Source organism: Pseudomonas hormoni (assembly GCF_018502625.1).
Lineage (GTDB): Bacteria > Pseudomonadota > Gammaproteobacteria > Pseudomonadales > Pseudomonadaceae > Aquipseudomonas > Aquipseudomonas hormoni.
In genome coordinates, this window is the sequence record NZ_CP075566.1 from 5,236,009 (window position 1) to 5,254,761 (window position 18,753).

The 18,753-nt window shown below is 60.7% G+C and carries 16 protein-coding genes; 8 read left to right on the top strand and 8 right to left on the bottom strand.

Annotation, left to right across the window (positions count from 1 at the left end; all coding sequences use genetic code 11):
- Window positions 1-115: 115 nt before the first annotated feature.
- From KJF94_RS24385 to yccS, 6 genes are all read left to right on the top strand, one after another.
- The gene (locus KJF94_RS24385) at window positions 116-1,558 is read left to right on the top strand and encodes a TldD/PmbA family protein (RefSeq protein ID WP_214379388.1); all 1,443 of its coding nucleotides are present in this window, start codon (window positions 116-118) and stop codon (window positions 1,556-1,558) included.
- Window positions 1,558-2,895, top strand: coding sequence for a TldD/PmbA family protein (locus KJF94_RS24390; RefSeq protein WP_214379390.1), 1,338 nt, complete (start codon window positions 1,558-1,560; stop codon window positions 2,893-2,895). Before KJF94_RS24385 ends, KJF94_RS24390 begins: the two co-directional genes overlap by 1 nt.
- 65 nt (window positions 2,896-2,960) lie before the next feature.
- Window positions 2,961-4,514: a multidrug transporter subunit MdtD gene (mdtD, locus tag KJF94_RS24395; RefSeq protein ID WP_348772787.1), complete on the top strand. Its 1,554-nt coding sequence runs from the start codon at window positions 2,961-2,963 to the stop codon at window positions 4,512-4,514.
- Window positions 4,515-4,803: 289 nt separating this feature from the next.
- A complete protein-coding gene (gene dbpA / locus KJF94_RS24400; RefSeq protein WP_250548323.1) occupies window positions 4,804-6,141 on the top strand; it encodes an ATP-dependent RNA helicase DbpA in 1,338 nt (445 codons plus the stop codon).
- A 144-nt stretch (window positions 6,142-6,285) separates the two neighbouring features.
- Window positions 6,286-7,464, top strand: coding sequence for a BaiN/RdsA family NAD(P)/FAD-dependent oxidoreductase (locus KJF94_RS24405; RefSeq protein ID WP_214379397.1), 1,179 nt, complete (start codon window positions 6,286-6,288; stop codon window positions 7,462-7,464).
- 233 nt (window positions 7,465-7,697) lie between these two features.
- Window positions 7,698-9,881, top strand: coding sequence for a YccS family putative transporter (gene yccS / locus KJF94_RS24410; protein ID WP_214379399.1), 2,184 nt, complete (start codon window positions 7,698-7,700; stop codon window positions 9,879-9,881).
- Window positions 9,882-9,997: 116 nt separating this feature from the next.
- Here the strand turns inward: yccS and KJF94_RS24415 are convergent, their stop codons facing one another.
- Complete coding sequence (locus KJF94_RS24415; protein ID WP_214379401.1) at window positions 9,998-10,735, bottom strand: substrate-binding periplasmic protein; 738 nt, start codon at window positions 10,733-10,735, stop codon at window positions 9,998-10,000.
- Window positions 10,736-10,989: 254 nt separating this feature from the next.
- On the opposite strand from KJF94_RS24415, the gene KJF94_RS24420 reads away from it, so the two are divergent.
- The gene (locus tag KJF94_RS24420) at window positions 10,990-11,442 is read left to right on the top strand and encodes a GNAT family N-acetyltransferase (protein ID WP_214379403.1); all 453 of its coding nucleotides are present in this window, start codon (window positions 10,990-10,992) and stop codon (window positions 11,440-11,442) included.
- Between the two features lie 123 nt (window positions 11,443-11,565).
- Here KJF94_RS24420 and KJF94_RS24425 read toward each other — a convergent pair whose 3' ends face one another.
- Genes KJF94_RS24425 through KJF94_RS24435 form a run of 3 tightly spaced genes read right to left on the bottom strand, consistent with a single transcriptional unit; the run spans window position 11,566 to window position 14,538 of the window.
- A complete protein-coding gene (locus KJF94_RS24425; protein WP_007894945.1) occupies window positions 11,566-11,862 on the bottom strand; it encodes a winged helix-turn-helix domain-containing protein in 297 nt (98 codons plus the stop codon).
- 15 nt (window positions 11,863-11,877) lie between these two features.
- Window positions 11,878-12,369 (bottom strand): M48 metallopeptidase family protein, encoded by a 492-nt coding sequence (locus tag KJF94_RS24430; RefSeq protein WP_214379405.1) that lies wholly within the window; start codon window positions 12,367-12,369, stop codon window positions 11,878-11,880.
- A 45-nt stretch (window positions 12,370-12,414) separates the two neighbouring features.
- Window positions 12,415-14,538, bottom strand: coding sequence for a putative bifunctional diguanylate cyclase/phosphodiesterase (locus tag KJF94_RS24435; RefSeq protein ID WP_214379407.1), 2,124 nt, complete (start codon window positions 14,536-14,538; stop codon window positions 12,415-12,417).
- A gap of 320 nt (window positions 14,539-14,858) precedes the next feature.
- Here KJF94_RS24435 and KJF94_RS24440 point away from each other — a divergent pair, with 320 nt between their 5' ends.
- Window positions 14,859-15,527, top strand: a complete 669-nt coding sequence (locus KJF94_RS24440; protein ID WP_214379409.1) for a polysaccharide lyase family 7 protein — start codon at window positions 14,859-14,861, stop codon at window positions 15,525-15,527.
- Between the two features lie 61 nt (window positions 15,528-15,588).
- Here the strand turns inward: KJF94_RS24440 and fba are convergent, their stop codons facing one another.
- The 4 genes from fba to KJF94_RS24460 all read right to left on the bottom strand — a co-directional run bounded on the left by fba (window position 15,589) and on the right by KJF94_RS24460 (window position 18,752).
- A complete protein-coding gene (fba, locus tag KJF94_RS24445; protein WP_027617054.1) occupies window positions 15,589-16,653 on the bottom strand; it encodes a class II fructose-bisphosphate aldolase in 1,065 nt (354 codons plus the stop codon).
- A 290-nt stretch (window positions 16,654-16,943) separates the two neighbouring features.
- Window positions 16,944-17,276, bottom strand: a complete 333-nt coding sequence (locus tag KJF94_RS24450) for an MliC family protein (RefSeq protein WP_214379411.1) — start codon at window positions 17,274-17,276, stop codon at window positions 16,944-16,946.
- A 56-nt stretch (window positions 17,277-17,332) separates the two neighbouring features.
- On the bottom strand, window positions 17,333-17,554 hold the full coding sequence (locus KJF94_RS24455; RefSeq protein ID WP_214379413.1) for a hypothetical protein: 222 nt from the start codon (window positions 17,552-17,554) through the stop codon (window positions 17,333-17,335).
- A gap of 34 nt (window positions 17,555-17,588) precedes the next feature.
- A complete protein-coding gene (locus KJF94_RS24460) occupies window positions 17,589-18,752 on the bottom strand; it encodes a phosphoglycerate kinase (protein WP_027926616.1) in 1,164 nt (387 codons plus the stop codon).
- Between the last annotated feature and the right edge of the window lies 1 nt (window position 18,753).

Consider the following 18,753-nt stretch of genomic DNA (forward strand, 5'->3'; position numbering starts at 1 on the left):
ACACCGCTCCGCCCTTGATCCTCCCCCCGCACAGGCCTAATCTAGCGCCACGCAAACGTTTCACCCCCCCTCGCAACACCGCTACATCGCCACTCCATACCAAGGAGGTTCACGAATGTTCGATTTCCACCCCCAGCTCAAGCAGCGCTTCGCTGCCTTGCGCACGGGCGCTGAATTCTTTTCGCTGCGTTACGTGCGCGAGTCCGGACAGTACCTGTCGGTGCGCAAGAACGTCGCCGAACCTCCGAGCCTGAGCCGTGATGAAGGCGCGATGTTGACCGTGCGCGTCAACGGCGTCGAAGCCTACGCCGCGACCAACGACCTGTCGCAATCCGGCCTGCAGGCCGCGCTGGAAAAAGCCGAGCAACAAGCCCGTCACCTCAAGCCCAACGCCCTGCTCGACCTGCGTGATCAAGCTGTCTCGAGCGACCGCGCCGATTACTTTTCACCCAACTTCGACCAGCCCTTCCCATCCCTGAGCGACTGCTATCAACTGCTCGGCGCCGAATCCGCGTCCGTGCCCAAGGACGAGCGACTGGTGAACTGGCAGGTGAGCATAGGCATCACCCACGTCGAACAGATCTACCTCAGCAGCGCCGGCGCTGAACTGCGCCAGGCCCAGCGTTTCATCTACCCGAGCCTGGAAGTCACCGCCTACGATGGCAGCGACAGCCAGACCCGCACCCTCGGCCGCGAAAACTTCGGCCAACAGGGCGGCTTCGATGTAATCAGTCGCTGCGGCCTGGTGGGTGCAGGCCCGAAAATCGCCGATCAGGCGCTGCAATTGCTGCTTGCACCGAACACCCCGCAAGGCCCACGCGACCTGCTGTTGATGCCCGACCAGATGATGCTGCAGATCCACGAATCCATCGGCCACCCGCTGGAACTGGACCGCATCCTTGGCGATGAGCGCAATTACGCCGGCACCAGTTTCGTCAAAGCAGAGGACTTCGGTCATCTGCAATACGGTTCGAAACTGCTCAACGTGACCTTCGACCCGGACATCCCAGAGCAGCTCGCCAGCTACGGCCATGACGACGACGGCACTGCCGCCAGCAAGCAATTTCTGATCAAGGAAGGCTTGCTGCTGCGCCCATTGGGCGGTGCGCTGTCGCAATTCCGTGCCGGCATGGACGGCGTCGCCAACAGCCGCGCCTGCGGCTGGAATCGCCCGCCGATCGACCGCATGGCCAACCTGAACATCGAGCCTGGCGATCAGCCGCTTGAGCAGCTGATCGGCAACATCGAGCACGGCATTTTGATGAGCACCAACCGCTCGTGGTCGATCGACGATGCGCGCAACAAATTCCAGTTCGGTTGCGAATGGGCCCAGTTGATCGAAAACGGCGAGCTCAAAGGCGTGGTGAAAAACCCGAACTACCGGGCGATTTCCGCGCAGTTCTGGAAAAACCTCAGCGCCGTCGGCGATGCCAGCACCTTCAAGGTCCTTGGCACTCCGAACTGCGGCAAGGGCGAGCCGAATCAGGTGATCCGCGTCGGCCATGCGTCGCCGGCCTGTGTGTTCAGCAATGTGGATGTGTTTGGGGGAGACGCCTGATGAGTACGTCAAACAATCAGGCCGATGGGTTCAAGGCCCTGGTCAACTGGCTGCGCGACGCGATTCGCGAACCGGAGCAGTTCACCCTCAGCTACGCCGCCGAGTCGTCGGCCTTCGTGCGTTTCAACCATGCGAAGGTGCGTCAGGCCGGTCAGGTTCAGCAAGCCAGTGTCGGCTTCAAACTGATTAACGAAGGCCGGCATGCGGACCTCGACATCACACTGTCGGGCGATACCGAAGTCGACCTCCAACGGCTGGCCGAAGGGCTGCAACAGTTGCGCGAGACCTTGCCGTTGTTGCCGAAAGATCCGTATCTGCTGCTCAACCACAACGGCTGGCAGAGCAAGAATGTGCAGGCGCATCCGCTGCCGGATACCGAGCAGGTGGTTGCTGAAATCGCCCAGGCTGCCGAAGGGCTGGACCTGGTGGGTTTCTATGCGGCCGGTCCGATCAGTCGCGGTTTCGCCAGTTCCTCGGGCGCGTTCGGCTGGCATCAGGCCAACAGCTTCAATTTTGACTTCAGCCTGTTTCATGACAACGGTCAGGCAGTGAAAGCCAGCTACGCCGGGCACGACTGGAACAGCGAAGGGTTTGCCAAACGCTTTGCCCAGGCACGCGAGCAGTTGGCGTTTCTCGGCAGGCCGCAACGCACTCTGCCGCCCGGTCAGTACCGCGCCTATCTGGCACCGGCAGCCATGGGCGAAATCATGGACATGCTGGGCTGGGGTGGATTTTCAGCGCAGTCGATTGCCAGCAAAAACAGTCCGCTGCAGAAGCTTTACGCAGGCAACAGCTCGTTCAGCCCGTTTGTGTCCGTCGATGAAAAAGTCAGCGGTTCATTAAGCCCGGCGTTTTCCGGCGAGGGCTATCCGCGCAGCGATCTCAAGCTGATTGTCGACGGCAAGGCCGGCGCGCAAATGGTCAGCTCGCGCAGTGCGGCCGAGTACGGCCTGACCGCCAACGGCGCCAGCGGCGGTGAAATGCCGAGCGCCTTGAACATGGCGGCCGGGACGTTGCCTGATGCGCAGATTCTCAAGCAACTGGGCACGGGGCTGTACATCAGCAATCTGTGGTACTTGAACTACTCGGACCAACCGGGGGCACGCATGACCGGCATGACAAGGTTTGCGACGTTCTGGGTCGAGAATGGCGAGATCCAGGCGCCGGTCAGCACCATGCGTTTCGATGACAGTGCTTACAGTTTGCTGGGTTCACAGCTGGAGGCGTTGACCGAAGAGCGCGAGTTGTTGCTGTCGGCAAGCACTTACAGTCAGCGAGCGACGGCTTCGGCGTTGTTGCCGGGTGCGCTGATCAGCAAACTGACGCTGACCTTGTAAACACAAAACCCTGTGGCGAGGGAGCTTGCTCCCGCTGGGCTGCGAAGCGGCCCCAAACCCAACACATGCGGTTAACCGTTAAACCGCATTCTCAGGATCGACGACTGCTTCGCAGCCGAGCGGGAGCAAGCTCCCTCGCCACAGGTTCAGCAACTGCCACGAATCTGCATCAACAACCCACAAGAGGTCCCATGCCCAACCGCCCGCCTCTCGATGCCGTCACCGCCCGCTGGGTGCCGTGGGTCGTCGCCATTGCCTTCTTCATGCAGTCCCTCGACGGGACCATCCTCAACACCGCCCTGCCGGCCATGGCGCGCGACCTGGCGGAAGACCCGCTGCGCATGCAGGGCGTAATCATCGCCTACATGCTCACCGTCGCCCTGCTGATCCCCGCCTCCGGCTGGATCGCCGATCGTTTCGGCACCAAGAAAATCTTCTTCGGCGCGATCCTGTTGTTCAGCATCGGTTCGTTGCTCTGCGCCCTGTCGAGCAGCCTGAGCATGCTGATCGGCGCCCGGGTGATTCAGGGCCTGGGCGGTGCGCTGATGCTGCCGGTCGGGCGGCTGGTGGTGCTGCGCGCCTACCCGCGTTCGGAACTGGTGCGGATCATGGGTTTCATCACCATTCCCGGCCTGCTCGGCCCGTTGATCGGCCCGACCATGGGTGGCTGGATGGTGGAATACCTGACCTGGCACTGGATCTTCCTGATCAACCTGCCGGTCGGCGCCGTCGGTTGCTACGCGGTCTGGAGATTCATCCCCGACCTGCGCGGCACTGAACGTACGCGTTTCGACAGCCTCGGTTTCTTGCTGTTTGGCGCGGCGATGGTGCTGATCACCATCGCCATGGAAGGTCTCGGCGAACTGCACCTGCCGCATCTGCGCGTGATGTTGCTGCTGTTCGGCGGCATGGCCTGTCTGGCGGCGTACTGGTTGCGGGCCGGGCACATCGAGAATCCGCTGTTCGCGCCGTCGCTGTTCAAGACCCGGACGTTTGCCGTGGGTATCCTCGGCAACCTGTTCGCCCGTCTGGGCAGCGGCGCGTTGCCGTTCCTCGTACCGTTGCTGCTGCAAGTGGCGCTGGGTTACTCGCCGTCCCAGGCCGGGATGAGCATGTTGCCGCTGGCCGCTGCGGCGATGGTTGCCAAGTCGGTGGCGCGGCCGCTGATCGAACGCCTGGGCTATCGCATCGTGCTGACCGGCAACACGTTGGCGCTGGGGTTGATGTTAGCGAGCATGGGGCTGGTCAGCGAGCAGACGCCGTACTGGTTGTTGCTGGGCATGCTGGCGATCCTCGGCGCGATCAACTCCTTGCAGTTCACCGCGATGAACACCGTGACCCTGATCGACCTCGACGACGCCAGCGCCAGCAGCGGCAACAGCCTGCTGTCGGTGGTCGCGCAATTGTCCTTGAGCCTGGGCGTTGCGTGCGCCGGTGCGCTGCTCGGCGGGTTCACGGCGGAAGTCGGTAATGACGGCGTGAACACGGTGCTGGGCGCGTTCCAACTTACGTTTGTGACCGTTGGAATCATGGCGATGCTGGCCGCGACGATCTTCTCGCAGCTTTCAAAGGAAGACGGACGGCGTGTCAGAAGTCCCGAACAACACATCGAACATTGAGCCGGGCACAGGTGGTGAAGGATTTATCTGTGGCGAGGGGATTTATCGCCGTTCGGCTGCGAAGCAGTCGTAAATCCGGCTGATGCGGTCTGTCTGTCAAACCGCGTTTGCCAATTTGGGGCGCTGCGCACCCCAGCGGGGATAAATCCCCCTCGCCACAGGATTGCGTTCGTCCAGAATTTGCAGGTGGAGGGCGCGGGACTGATACACTGCGCGACATTTTGTTTTGCAGGCCAGTCCCGTGACCACCATCGCCACCGCTTTTAATACTTTGCCGCTGTCCGCCGCCATGCTGGCTAACCTCGACTCCCTCGGTTATGCCCAGATGACGCCGATCCAGGCGCAAAGCTTGCCGGTGATCCTGAAAGGGATGGACCTGATCGCCCAGGCCAAGACCGGCAGCGGCAAGACCGCCGCCTTCGGTATCGGCCTGCTGAACCCGATCAATCCGCGCTTCTTCGGTTGCCAGGCGCTGGTCATTTGCCCGACGCGCGAGCTGGCGGACCAGGTCGCCAAGGAACTCCGTCGTCTGGCCCGCGCCGAAGACAACATCAAGATCCTGACCCTGTGCGGCGGCGTCGCGTTCGGCCCGCAGATCGGTTCGCTGGAGCATGGCGCGCACATCATCGTCGGCACCCCGGGTCGTATCCAGCAGCACTTGCGCAAGGGTTCGCTGATCCTTCATGGCCTGAACACGCTGATCCTCGACGAAGCCGACCGCATGCTCGACATGGGTTTCTACGACTCCATCGAAGAAATCATTGCCCAGTGCCCCGAGCGTCGCCAGACCCTGCTGTTCTCCGCCACGTATCCGGTGGGCATCAAGCAGCTCGCTTCGAAGTTCATGCGCAACCCGCAGCAAGTGAAGGCCGAGGCGTTCCACGACGACACGCAGATCGAGCAGCGCTTCTACGAGATTTCCCCGGAAGAGCGCATGGATGCCGTGGTCAAAGTCCTCGCGCATCACCGTCCGGCGTCCTGCGTCGCCTTCTGCTTCACCAAGCAGCAGGTTCAGGAAACCGTTGACCACCTGACGGCCAAAGGCATCTCCGCCGTCGGCCTGCACGGCGATCTGGAACAGCGTGACCGTGACCAGGTGCTAGCAATGTTCGCCAACCGCAGCACGTCAGTGCTGGTCGCCACCGACGTCGCCGCGCGCGGTCTGGACATCGATGCGCTGGACATGGTGATCAACGTCGAACTGGCCCGTGATTCGGAAATCCACATTCACCGCGTTGGCCGTACCGGCCGTGCGGGTGAGAAAGGTATTGCGATCAGCCTGGTCGCCCCGTCCGAAGCGCACCGCGCCCAGGCCATCGAGCAACTGCAGAAGTCGCCGTTGAGCTGGGATCAGCTGGACAACCTCAAATCCCAGGGTGGCGGACCGTTGCTGCCGGTGATGAGTACGCTGGTCATCGGCGCGGGCCGTAAAGACAAGGTTCGCCCGGGTGACATCCTCGGCGCACTGACCGGCGATGCCGGGATTCCGGGTGCGCAGGTTGGCAAGATTGCGATTTTCGACTTCCAGGCCTACGTGGCTGTTGAACGCGGGATCGCCAAGCAAGCCTTGCAGCGCCTGAATGACGGCAAGATCAAAGGCCGTTCGTTGCGCGTTCGCATCCTGTAAGAACGCCTCGGCCCCTGTGGGAGCTGGCCTGCCAGCGATGGCATCGACTCGGTCTGACTGGTAAACCGAGTCGATACCATCGCCGGCAGGCCAGCTCCCACATTTGATTGCATTCCAGATCAGCTCTTGTGTGAGGACACCGTTTTGCGCTCTACCGAAGTCGTGATCATTGGCGCTGGCGCCGCAGGGTTGATGTGTGCGCTGACCGCCGCCGGGCGCGGGCGCAAGGTGATGTTGCTCGACCACGCGAACAAGGCCGGCAAGAAAATCCTGATGTCGGGCGGTGGTCGCTGTAATTTCACCAACATGTACACCGAACCGGGCAATTTCCTCTCGCAGAACGAACACTTCTGCAAATCCGCACTGGCGCGCTACACCCAGTGGGATTTCATCGGGATGGTCGCCAAACACGGCGTGCCGTACCACGAGAAAAAACTCGGCCAGCTGTTCTGCGATAACAAATCCAGCGACATCCTCGAGATGCTCCTCAACGAGTGCGATCAAGTCGGTGTCAGCCTGCACCTGGACACCTCGATCCAGACGATCGAGAAGCTGGAAAGCGGTTACTTGCTGGACACCACGCTGGGCCAGATCACCTGTGAATCCCTGGTGATTGCCACCGGCGGTCTGTCGATTCCGACCCTGGGCGCCACCGGTTTCGGTTATCAGGTCGCGAAGCAGTTTGGCCACGAACTGTTGCCGACCCGCGCCGGCCTGGTGCCGTTCACCATCACCGATCAGCTCAAGGAGCTTTGCACCGAGCTGTCCGGTACGTCGGTCGATTGTCTGGTGAGCTGCAACGACCAGAGTTTCCGCGAGAACATCCTGTTCACCCACCGCGGTCTCAGCGGCCCGGCGATTTTGCAGATTTCCTCGTTCTGGGAGTCCGGCGACTCGGTAGAGATCAACCTGATGCCGGACCACGACGTGCCGAGCTGGCTGCAACAGCAGCAAGCCGAACGTCCAAACAGCGAGCTGAAAACCCTGCTTGGCGAGATCTTCACCAAGAAGATGGCCAACCTGCTGGCGGACAACTGGTTCGCCTCCAAACCGATGAAGCAGTACACCCACGCGGAAATCGCCGACATCGCCGAGAAACTGGCGAGCTGGAAAGTCGTGCCGGCCGGCACTGAAGGTTATCGCACCGCTGAAGTGACATTGGGCGGCGTCGATACCAACGAGGTGTCGTCCAAGACCATGGAATCACTGAAAAGCCCCGGCCTGTACTTCATCGGCGAAGTGCTAGACGTGACCGGACATCTGGGCGGCTTCAACTTCCAGTGGGCATGGGCTTCGGGCTACGCCGCCGCGCAATACGTCTGATCGACCGAGTTATCGTTTTTCGCGGGCAAGCCTCGCTCCTACAGGTTCGTGTCATACGCAATATTGCGAACGACACAAAACAGTAGGAGCGAGGCTTGCCCGCGAAAGCGTCCGAACAAACAACACAGAGCAATCAAGGAACAGATTTTGCTGTCAGATGTGATCGGCGCCATTGCGTCGGCGTCATTACTGGCTCAATTTAGCGTCATTGCCTCGGAAGGCCCTCGCACTTCATGCCATCGACCCCTTTTCGTCAGTCTCTGCGCCGTCTCTGGGCGCTGGATAAATTCAGTTACAGCGTGCGGGTGTTCATCGCCCTGACCGGCAGCATGGCGCTGTGTTGGTATCAGGATGAAATGGGGCTGCTGATCCCGCTGTTCCTGGGGATCATCGCCAGCGCCCTGGCCGAGACCGACGACAGCTGGCAGGGCCGCCTCAATTCGCTGGCCGTGACACTGGTGTGTTTTATCGTCGCCGCCCTGTCGGTCGAACTGCTGTTCCCCTATCCCATTCTCTTTATCATCGCCTTCGCCCTGGCCGCCTTCTGCCTGACCATGCTCGGCGCACTGGGTGAACGTTACGGCGCGATTGCCTCGGCGACGTTGATTCTGTCGGTCTACACCATGATCGGCGTGGATCAGCGCGGCGGCGCGGTGACCGATTTCTGGCACGAGCCGGTGCTGCTGGTGGCCGGCGCGGCTTGGTACGGCTTGCTCTCGGTGTTGTGGCAGGCGATGTTTTCCAATCAGCCGGTGCAGCAAAGTCTGGCGCGATTATTCCGTGAGTTGGGCTTTTACCTGAAGCTGAAATCGTCGCTGTTCGAACCGATCCGGCAGATGGACGTAGAGGCGCGCCGACTGGAACTGGCCCAGCAGAACGGCCGGGTCGTAGCGGCTCTGAACGCCGCCAAGGAAATCATTCTGCACCGGGTCGGCAACGGTAGACCGGGCTCGAAAGTCAGCCGATACCTGAAACTCTACTTCCTTGCCCAGGACATTCACGAACGCGCCAGTTCCTCGCACTATCCGTATAACGCGCTGGCCGACGCCTTCTTCCACAGCGACGTGCTGTTCCGCTGTCAGCGCCTGCTGCGCCAGCAGGGCAAGGCTTGTCGAGCGCTGGCGGAATCGATCCAGATGCGTCAACCGTTCATCTACGACGCCGGCTTCGCCGAAGCCCTGAGCGACCTGCACGCCTCCCTCGAACACCTGCGCATCCAGAGCAACCCGGCCTGGCGCGGACTGCTGCGATCCTTGCGCGCACTGGCCGCCAACCTCGGCACCCTCGACCGTTTGCTCAGCGATGCGAGCAACCCCGACGCCCTCGCCGACGCCACCGACAGCAGCCTGCTCGACCGCTCGCCACGCAGCCTCAAGGATGTGTGGATGCGCTTGCGCACGCAGCTGACGCCGACCTCGCTGCTGTTCCGCCACGCCCTGCGATTGCCCCTCGCGTTGAGCATCGGCTACGGCATGGTGCATTTGATTCACCCGTCGCAAGGTTACTGGATCATCCTCACCACGCTGTTCGTCTGCCAACCGAACTACGGCGCGACCCGGCGCAAGCTCGGTCAGCGGATCATCGGCACCGCCATCGGCCTGACCCTGGCCTGGGCACTGTTCGATCTGTTCCCGAACCCGCTGATCCAGTCGTGCTTCGCGATTGCTGCCGGGGTGGTGTTCTTCACCAACCGCACCACGCGCTACACCCTGGCGACGGCGGCGATCACCTTGATGGTGCTGTTCTGCTTCAACCAGGTCGGCGACGGTTACGGCCTGTTCCTGCCGCGACTGTTCGATACCTTGCTCGGTAGCCTGATCGCCGGGCTCGCGGTGTTCCTGTTCCTGCCGGACTGGCAGGGTCGACGCCTGAACAAGGTGCTGGCCAACACCCTGACCTGCAACAGCATTTACCTGCGCCAGATCATGCAGCAATACGCCGTCGGCAAGAGCGACGACCTGGCTTATCGCCTGGCCCGGCGCAACGCGCACAACGCCGATGCGGCACTGTCGACGACGCTGGCCAACATGCTGATGGAGCCCGGGCATTTCCGTAAGGAAGCGGATGTCGGGTTCCGCTTCCTGGTGTTGTCGCACACCTTGCTCAGCTATTTGTCAGGACTGGGCGCACACCGTGAAACCCAGCTGCCGGCAGACGTGCGCGAGCACTTGATCGAAGGTGCCGGCGTGAAACTGGCGGCGAGCATTGATGAGATCGCTCAAGGCCTGGCGAGCAAACTGCCGATTGCGATTCAAAGTGATGAGGAAGAAGCGCTGGCCAATGAGCTGGAGCAGATGCCGGATGAAATCGATGAAGGGCAGCGGCTGGTGCAAACGCAGTTGGCGCTGATTTGCCGGCAGTTGGGGCCGCTGCGGACGTTGGCGGCGCATCTCATCAAAGACACCAGCGAGGATTGAGAGTTGTGGTGGCTGGGCGGGCCTCTTCGCGGGCAAGCCTCGCTCCTACAGAGATCACGCGAAACCTGTAGGAGCGAGGCTTGCCCGCGAAGGGGCCATCCGCCGCCCCACAAAAACTACATCCCATGCTCCTTCATCAACCGCTCATAACTCCCATCTGCCTTCATCTCGGCAATCTCCCGATCAAAACCCGCCACGATCTGTTCATGCTGCGGATTTTTCAGGCTGACCAGAATATGCAGGCTGTTCTCGCTCAACGGTTTGGGCAGGAACTCGACGGAATTACGCACCTTGGCCGACTCCCGGGACAGGTAGTAACGCGCGACGTATTCATCCTCCAGCGTCAGCTTGACCCGATCGGCAGCGACCATGCGCACGGCCATGGCGAAGCTGTGCACCGGGACCTTCTGCAGCGAGGCGTCTTCATCGAACGCGGGTGAATAGGCATAACCACGCACCACCGCAATCGGGTACGTGTGCAATTGCTGCAGATTATTGAATTCGATCGGCGCGTCCTTGCGCTTGAGAAAGCGCACGCGGTTGAGCAGGTATTCGCCGGAAAACTGGCCTAGTTTGGTGCGTTCTTCGGTGTACCAGGCGTTCACCAGCACGTCGTAACGCCCTTCTCCGACGCCCAGCAGCGCGCGTGCCCAGGGCACCTGTTCAAAATCGCTGGCATAGCCGGCCCGGGCCAGCGCGGTGCTGACGATGTCAGTGGCCAACCCACCGTTGATCAGCGTGGCGTCGGTAAAGGGCGGCCATAAATCGGCAACCAGTCGCAGCTTTTCCGCTGCGGCGCTCTGAGTCAGCAACAGCAATCCGATCAAGGCCAAAGCTCGATGCAATCGCGGCATGCTCGAAAATCCTTAGCGGGCGGCTGCCCGACGTTTTCAGCCAAAACTCCAAGGCCCCGTACCGGCGAAACCCAGGTACTAACATTAGCTCATCGAAGCCACTGCACAGCGCTTCATCCCAGATTACACAAAGAAGACAACGCCGCGCGAAATGAATGATGGCATTTTGGCCTTTGTCACAGATTTCTCCGCCATCAAGACATCTTTCGCGCACACGCTTAGTATCGGAGGGACGTTGTTCAAGGAATGTGAAGATGACAATCGATTGGATCTGCAAACACCACAGCGATCTGGGCAAGGAACAGCTGTACGCCGTTCTGCAGCTGCGCGCCGAGGTGTTCGTTGTGGAGCAGAAATGTGTTTATCAAGACGTCGATGGCCAGGATCTGGAAGGTGACACCTGCCACTTGATGGCCTGGGACGGGGATCGACTGGTGGCATACCTGCGCTTGCTCGACCCTGAATTACAGGGCGGCGATGTGGTGATCGGGCGGGTGATTACCGCGCCGGATTATCGCGGCAAGGGCCTGGGTCATGAGCTGATCGCCCAGGCGTTGAAGCAGGCGGAAAAGCGCTGGCCTGAAGTGCCGGTTTATCTGTCGGCCCAGGCGCATTTGCAGGGGTATTACGGGCGGTACGGGTTTGTCGTGGCGGGTGAGGAATACCTCGAGGATGACATTCCGCATATCGGGATGCGTCGTTCTTGAGGGCCCTATCGCGGGCAAGCCCGCTCCCACAGGGATCTTCTGTGAATACAATATTTGTGAACAACAGAGAACATTGTGGGAGCGGGCTTGCCCGCGATGGCGGCATAACTGACGCCGCAGAATTCAGGGATACTCCAACACCGCCTTGATCTGCCGCAGATTACGCTCGATCCACCCCCGATCAATCGCCCCCCACTCGCGAATCCGATAACGCCCGGCATGGTTGCGCGCGCCCTCTTCCTGCTCGAATTCGCAAACGATGTCCAGATCCGCCAACGCCGCAATGGTGTCCTGGGCCGTGCGCCGGGGCATGCCGGTCACCTCGGTCAGTGCCGGGACGCTGCTGGCCAGCCCGCTGTCGATCAGGTACGCCACGTACAAACGGCGATAGAAGCTGCTCTTGGTCTTGCTCACGTCCATCCACACACTCCTTGGCTACTGCATTTCCCGCCACGTCAGGTACACCCGCAAATCGAACTCGATCTGGTGATACCCCGGCAACATGTGTTCGCACAACTTGTAGAACGCCTTGTTGTGATCCGACTCCTTGAAGTGTGCCAGCTCATGCACCACGATCATTTTCAGAAACTCGGCGGGGGCGTCCTTGAACAACGAAGCCACCCGGATTTCTTTCTTGGCCTTGAGCTTGCCGCCCTGCACCCGAGAGATCGTGGTGTGCAGGCCGAGGGCGCGGTGGGTCAGGTCCAGACGGTTATCGAACAACACCTTGTCGATGGCCGGGGCGTTGCGCAGGTATTCCTGTTTCAGGTCCAGCGCATAGGTGTACAACGCCTTGTCGCTCTGCACGTCATGCATTTGCGGGTAACGCTGGCTCAGGTAATCGCCCAGCCGACCTTCGGTGATCAGCCGGCGCACCTGGTCCTGCAATGCAACGGGATAGGCCTGGAGGAATTTCAAGGCAGTCATCGGGGCGGCAACATCGGTTACGAAAAGGTCGCCAGTGTAGCGAATTCAGTCCGTCAGCGCGCTCCAGTCGAACGGCTGCACAAAGGTTGGGACTTCTTCGGCCACCATCGGGTGCGCCACCAGGAAGCCTTGCACGTACTCGCAACCATTGGCTTGCAGCCACTCATATTGCGCGACTGTTTCCACCCCTTCGGCGATCACCAGGATTCCGTATTGTTTGCACAGGTCGATCACATTGCGCACCAGCGCCGCATCCCGTGTAGACGCTGGCAAGCGAGCGATCAGATGGCGGTCGAGCTTGAGCGTGTCCAGCTCCAGGTCGCGCAGATGGGACAGCGAGCACGGCCCTGAACCGAAGTCATCCAGCGCCACCCGCACACCCAGGTTATGCAGCAGGCGCAGCTGTTTGCGGGTTTCCTCGGGGTTGTGCATCAAGGCCTCTTCCGTGACCTCGACTTCCAGATGACGCGCCTGCAAGCCATGACGCTCCAGCACCTGGCGCAACTCGGTGACCAGGTTCGGCATGCCGAACTGCGTGCTGCTCAAACTGACGCCCAGCACCAGGTCCTCGGCAAACAGGGTTTCCCAGGCTTTACGCTGCCCGGCGCCGCGACGATAGATCCAGCTGCCCAGTCGGCTGATCAACCGCGCTTCTTCCAGCAACGGTAAAAACAGCCCCGGCGGCACGTCGCCGACACTCGGGTGCTGCCAGCGCAACAGCGCTTCGAACCCGCGAATCTGCCCGCCGTCGATCGCCACCTGAGGCTGATACACCAGATTGAAATCACGGTTTTCAATGGCGGCACGCACACTTTCTTCGAGCATCAGCCGTGAGCGCGCCCGACCATTCATGTCATGGTCATAAAAACGATACTGCTGACGGCCGGCGCGCTTGGCCTCGTACATGGCGATGTCCGACGCTCGCATCAATCCATCGAGATTGGCCCCGCAATCCGGGTACGTAGCAATGCCGATGCTGGCGCCCAGCGCGATGTCCAGACCATCGATCTGCTGACAGATCGACACCCGCTCGATGAGTTTCTCGGCAATCTTCGCCGCTTGTTCGGGGAACTCCAGATCCAGCAGCGCCGTGAACTCATCGCCGCCCATGCGCGCCAGAATGTCGAACGGCCGCAAGCACGCCTTCAACTGCTCGGAAACCCAGCGCAGCACGCGGTCGCCGGCATCGTGGCCGAGGGAATCGTTGACTCGCTTGAACCCGTCGAGATCGAGGTAGAGCAACACCCACGCGCTGTCGGAGCGTTCGCCGCGCAGCAACAGGTTTTCCACCGTCTGATAGAAGCCCCGGCGATTCAGCAGCCCGGTCAACGGGTCGGTCACCGCCTGGAATTCCAGCTGCTGATGCAGGTGGCGCACCACCGACATGTCCAGCACCGTCACCACCATCGCATGTTGTTCGGCGGGCAGTGGCGCGCAAGACAGCGCCACGGGCACCTGCTGGCCGGGGGCCGTACGCAACAGTGCGTCATGCAGGCGCAAGGTTTCGCCGCGCTTGTAACCGGCGAGCAATTCGGAATCGGCCCAGATCGGAATGTGCGGTTTTTGCAGGTAATCCAGAAACTCTTTGCCCTGCAGGTCCTGCAGCTTGGCATTGAGCAGCCGTGACATCGCCGGGTTGGCAAAGCGGATCAAACCGTCCTCGCCGACCACCAGGATGCCTTCGGCGGCATTGTCCAGCACCGAGGCATTAAAGGCGCGCTCGACCTCCAGATCGTGGCTCAGGCGCTGCAACGCCCGGCGATTGCGCTGATGCTCGAGCAGTGCCTGGACTTTGGGCTTGAGAATCTGCGGGTCGAACGGTTTGAACAGGTAATCCACCGCACCGCTGGCATAGCCCTTGATCACGGCGTCCTGGGACTGTTCATTGGCGGTGAGGAAAATGATCGGCGTGAGGCGGGTTCGCTGGCTTCCCCGCATCAGGCGCGCCACTTCAAACCCGTCCATGCCCGGCATCTGCACATCCAGCAGCACCAGGTCGATATCGTGCTCGAGTAAAAGACTGAGGGCTTCAAAACCGGACGCAGCCGTCAGGACCTGCCAATCCTGGCGCTGGAGCAACGCGCGCATGCTGATCAGGTTTTCAGGGTAATCATCGACGATTAAAAGGGTTGAGCTGCCGTCGGCTGGCGTGGGTTGCGCGCATTCCATGCTGCTTCTCTTGTTGGGGCGTCAGGCCGGTTTCTCGTGAAAACCGGACATATAACAAGCCTTCACTCTAGACCGGGATTAGCTAAAGCAGAAGATATCAGTACGCCATCATTTAACTAAAGAGTTCATTTACCGACTAACGGTCACCGCTACAGGCCGCTAAAACCGGGAAAGATGGCCTTTTAACAGGATTTTGACGTCATCCATCTGTCAGACAGGCGTTAACAAAACGGCCTTCTACGCTTATAAAGACCGCCCTCCAAGGCGCGTGCTAGAGCATCTGGTACGTCCGTGCTGCAAAATTTGTGGAAGCTTTGCCTATGATCGATCTCGCATCCTGGAACCTCAGTGTTCCCGTCGGTAACCCGCCGTACACCGTTGAAACAGCCAAACTGGTGAAGGGTTTCAAGGATCAATACTTCCATTCCGACACCGGCACCCTGTTTTTCTGGTCCCCAGTGACCGGCACGAAAACCGAAAACGCGAAATATCCGCGCACCGAGCTGCGGGAAACCTACAGCAACGGCACCCTGAAAAACTGGTACTACCCGGACGCCGACAACGCCCTGCGTGCCACCCTGGCGGTGAACCAGGTGCCGAGCTCGGGCAAGATCGTCATCGGCCAGATACACGCCTATGAAAGCCAGAAGCCCATGGTCAAGGTCGAATATCAGTACAAGACCAGCAGCAAGACCGGCAACATCGTCGCCAAAGTGCGCATGCACCCTGATGATGGCGAAGGCCGGGTGATCACCATCGCCACCGGCGTGAAGCTGGATCAGGAGTTCTCCTACCTCATCCACCTGAGCCCCGGAGGTGCGCTGGGCATCAGTGCGGCGGGTTACCAATGGGACACCAACATCAGCGCCACGTGGCGCGTCAAACCGCTGTACTTCAAGGCCGGTGTGTATGTGCAGGACAACACCGGGTACACAAGTGAAGGCGGGAAAGTGACGTTCAGCAAGCTGGATATTGATCACGATAAATAGAATCACCCACAAAAAAACCCGCCTCTCGGCGGGTTTTTTATGCGGTTCAAACGCTGAAGGCTTAGTTCACCTTGGCGTTCAACTCACCTTTCAGGTAACGCTGATACATCGCTTCCAACGAGATCGGCTTGATCTTCGAAGCGTTGCCGGCAGTGCCGAAAGCTTCGTAGCGAGCGATACATACGTCGCGCATTGCGGTAACGGTCGCGCCGAAGAATTTACGTGGGTCGAACTCGCTCGGGTTGGTAGCCATCAGGCGACGCATCGCGCCGGTGGACGCCAGACGCAGGTCGGTGTCGATGTTGACCTTGCGCACGCCGTGCTTGATGCCTTCGACGATTTCTTCGACCGGCACGCCGTAGGTTTCTTTGATATCGCCGCCGTACTGGTTGATGATCGCCAGCCACTCTTGCGGAACCGAAGACGAACCGTGCATCACCAGGTGGGTGTTCGGGATGCGTTTGTGGATTTCCTTGATGCGGTCGATGGCCAGCACGTCGCCGGTAGGCGGCTTGGTGAACTTGTAGGCGCCATGGCTGGTGCCGATGGCGATGGCCAGGGCGTCGACCTGGGTGCGCTTGACGAAGTCAGCGGCTTCTTCCGGGTCGGTCAGCATCTGGCTGTGATCCAGAACGCCTTCGGCGCCGATGCCGTCTTCTTCACCGGCCATACCGGTTTCCAGCGAACCCAGGCAACCCAGCTCGCCTTCTACCGAAACGCCGCAGGCGTGAGCCAGGGCCACGGTTTGTTGGGTAACGCGCACGTTGTAGTCGTAGTCGGTCGGGGTCTTGCCGTCTTCGCCGAGGGAACCGTCCATCATCACCGAGCTGAAGCCCAGTTGAATGGAGCGCTGGCAGACGTCAGGGCTGGTGCCGTGATCCTGGTGCATGCACACCGGGATGTGCGGGAATTCTTCGATTGCCGCGAGGATCAGGTGACGCAGGAACGGCGCGCCGGCGTATTTGCGAGCACCGGCCGAAGCCTGGACGATCACCGGGGAGTCAGTCTTGTCAGCGGCTTCCATGATGGCGCGCATCTGCTCAAGGTTGTTGACGTTGAAGGCTGGAACGCCGTAGCCGAATTCGGCTGCGTGGTCCAGCATCTGGCGCATGCTGATAAGTGCCATTGTGTGTGTCTCTCCCGGTTTGGGTCGTTAATCGTGCCAGCCTGCCGGAGCGGCGGCGGCTATTCAAGTTTTTGCAGATCGGGGGTTGGTCCGGGCTGCGGATTCGGTACAACATAAATCCTGAGTGTGACGAAGAACCTGTGGCGAGCAAGCTTGCTCGCGTTCGGCTGCGAAGCAGTCGTAAACCGGTCGACTCGGTCTTTCTCAAACACGGCGTCGACTGGCTTTGGGAGCGCTTCGCACTCCAGCGGGAGCAAGCTCCCTCGCCACAAAAGCCCAGCGATCGGCTCCTACTGCGCTTTACAACCGCGGCCGATCAAATCATTGGTGGCGACCCAGTACACCAGGCCTTCCTCACCTTTTACGTGAAACGCCAACATGTCGCTGCTGTACAGCGAACCTTCCGCGCCCGGTTCAAGCTTCAGGCGATAGACCTGATCGGCCCCGCCGAGGCGCACGTCGACGGCCTTGCGGCTGTCGTCTGTGTAGCGCCAGAGCACTTTGGCCTGGCTGTCGCAGGTCCAGGTGGTCCAGTTGTCCGTCGATTCGGCCGGCTTGAACAGGTTGAAATTCGAGCAACCTGCCAGCAGTGCCAGCGCCGTAATGGCGATAAAACCTTTCATCCGTGTTCCTCGACTGACGGCGCACGCCGCCAGCCCTGAGTAAGGAGTCAGACCCGTCAAGGGCAACCATGTTCCTTGGCGGGGGTCTGTGTTTCGTATTTGTCCAGGCCATCAGGACCGGAACGCTTGTTGATCACCGGGTTGGTTTCCGCTTGCCAGTCGGCCTGGTAGCAGCCTTTTTCCAGCGATTGCGGCGCAGGGTCCGGCTTGGCTTTCGGGTTACTCCCGCAAGCCGCCAGCGAACCCGCAACGATCAACAGCGCTAGCGTCTTGACCATCTGAACACTCCCTTTCCTGGTCAAATCAGCGACCTCAGGCCTTGGCCCGACTTTCCAGGACTTCAACCGCCGGCAATACCTTGCCTTCGACGAATTCAAGGAATGCGCCGCCGCCGGTAGAAATGTAGGAGATCTGATCCGCGACGCCATATTTGTCGATGGCCGCCAGGGTGTCGCCGCCGCCCGCGATGGAGAACGCCGAGCTTTCCGCGATGGCCTGGGCCAGCACTTTGGTGCCGTTACCGAACTGGTCGAACTCGAACACGCCCACCGGGCCGTTCCACAGAATGGTCTTGGACGACTTCAACAGCTCGGCGAAATTCGCCGCGGTCTGTGGGCCGATGTCCAGGATCATGTCGTCTGCGGCTACGTCGGCGATCAGCTTGACGGTGGCAGTGGCGCTTTCAGCGAATTCCTTGGCAACCACAACGTCCACCGGCAGCGGCACGCTGACCTTGGCGGCGATTTCACGAGCGGTGTCCAGCAGGTCCGGTTCGTACAGGGATTTACCGACCGGATGACCGGCAGCGGCCAGGAACGTGTTGGCAATGCCGCCGCCGACGATCAGCTGGTTGCAGATCTGGCTCAGGCTGTTCAGCACGTCGAGTTTGGTCGAGACCTTGGAGCCGGCAACGATGGCCGCCATTGGCTGGGCCGGGGCGCCCAGGGCTTTGCCCAGTGCGTCGAGTTCAGCGGCCAGCAGCGGGCCAGCGGCAGCGACTTTGGCGAACTTGGCCACGCCATGGGTCGAACCCTCGGCGCGGTGAGCGGTGCCGAAGGCGTCCATCACGAATACGTCGCACAGGGCAGCGTATTGCTGGGCCAGTTCGTCAGCGTTCTTTTTCTCGCCTTTGTTGAAGCGCACGTTTTCGAACAGGACGATGTCGCCGGCCTTCACGTCAACGCCGCCCAGGTAATCGGCCACCAGCGGCACTTCGCGGCCCAGGGCCTTGCTCAGGTAGTCGGCGACAGGCTTGAGGCTGTTCTCGGCCGAGAACTCGCCTTCGGTCGGACGGCCAAGGTGCGAGCAGACCATCACGGCCGCGCCTTTTTCCAGGGCCAGCTTGATGGTCGGCAGCGAAGCCAGGATTCGCGCATCGCTGGTGACTACACCGTCCTTGACTGGGACGTTGAGGTCTTCGCGGATCAATACGCGCTTACCTTGCAGATCGAGGTCGGACATCTTCAACACGGTCATG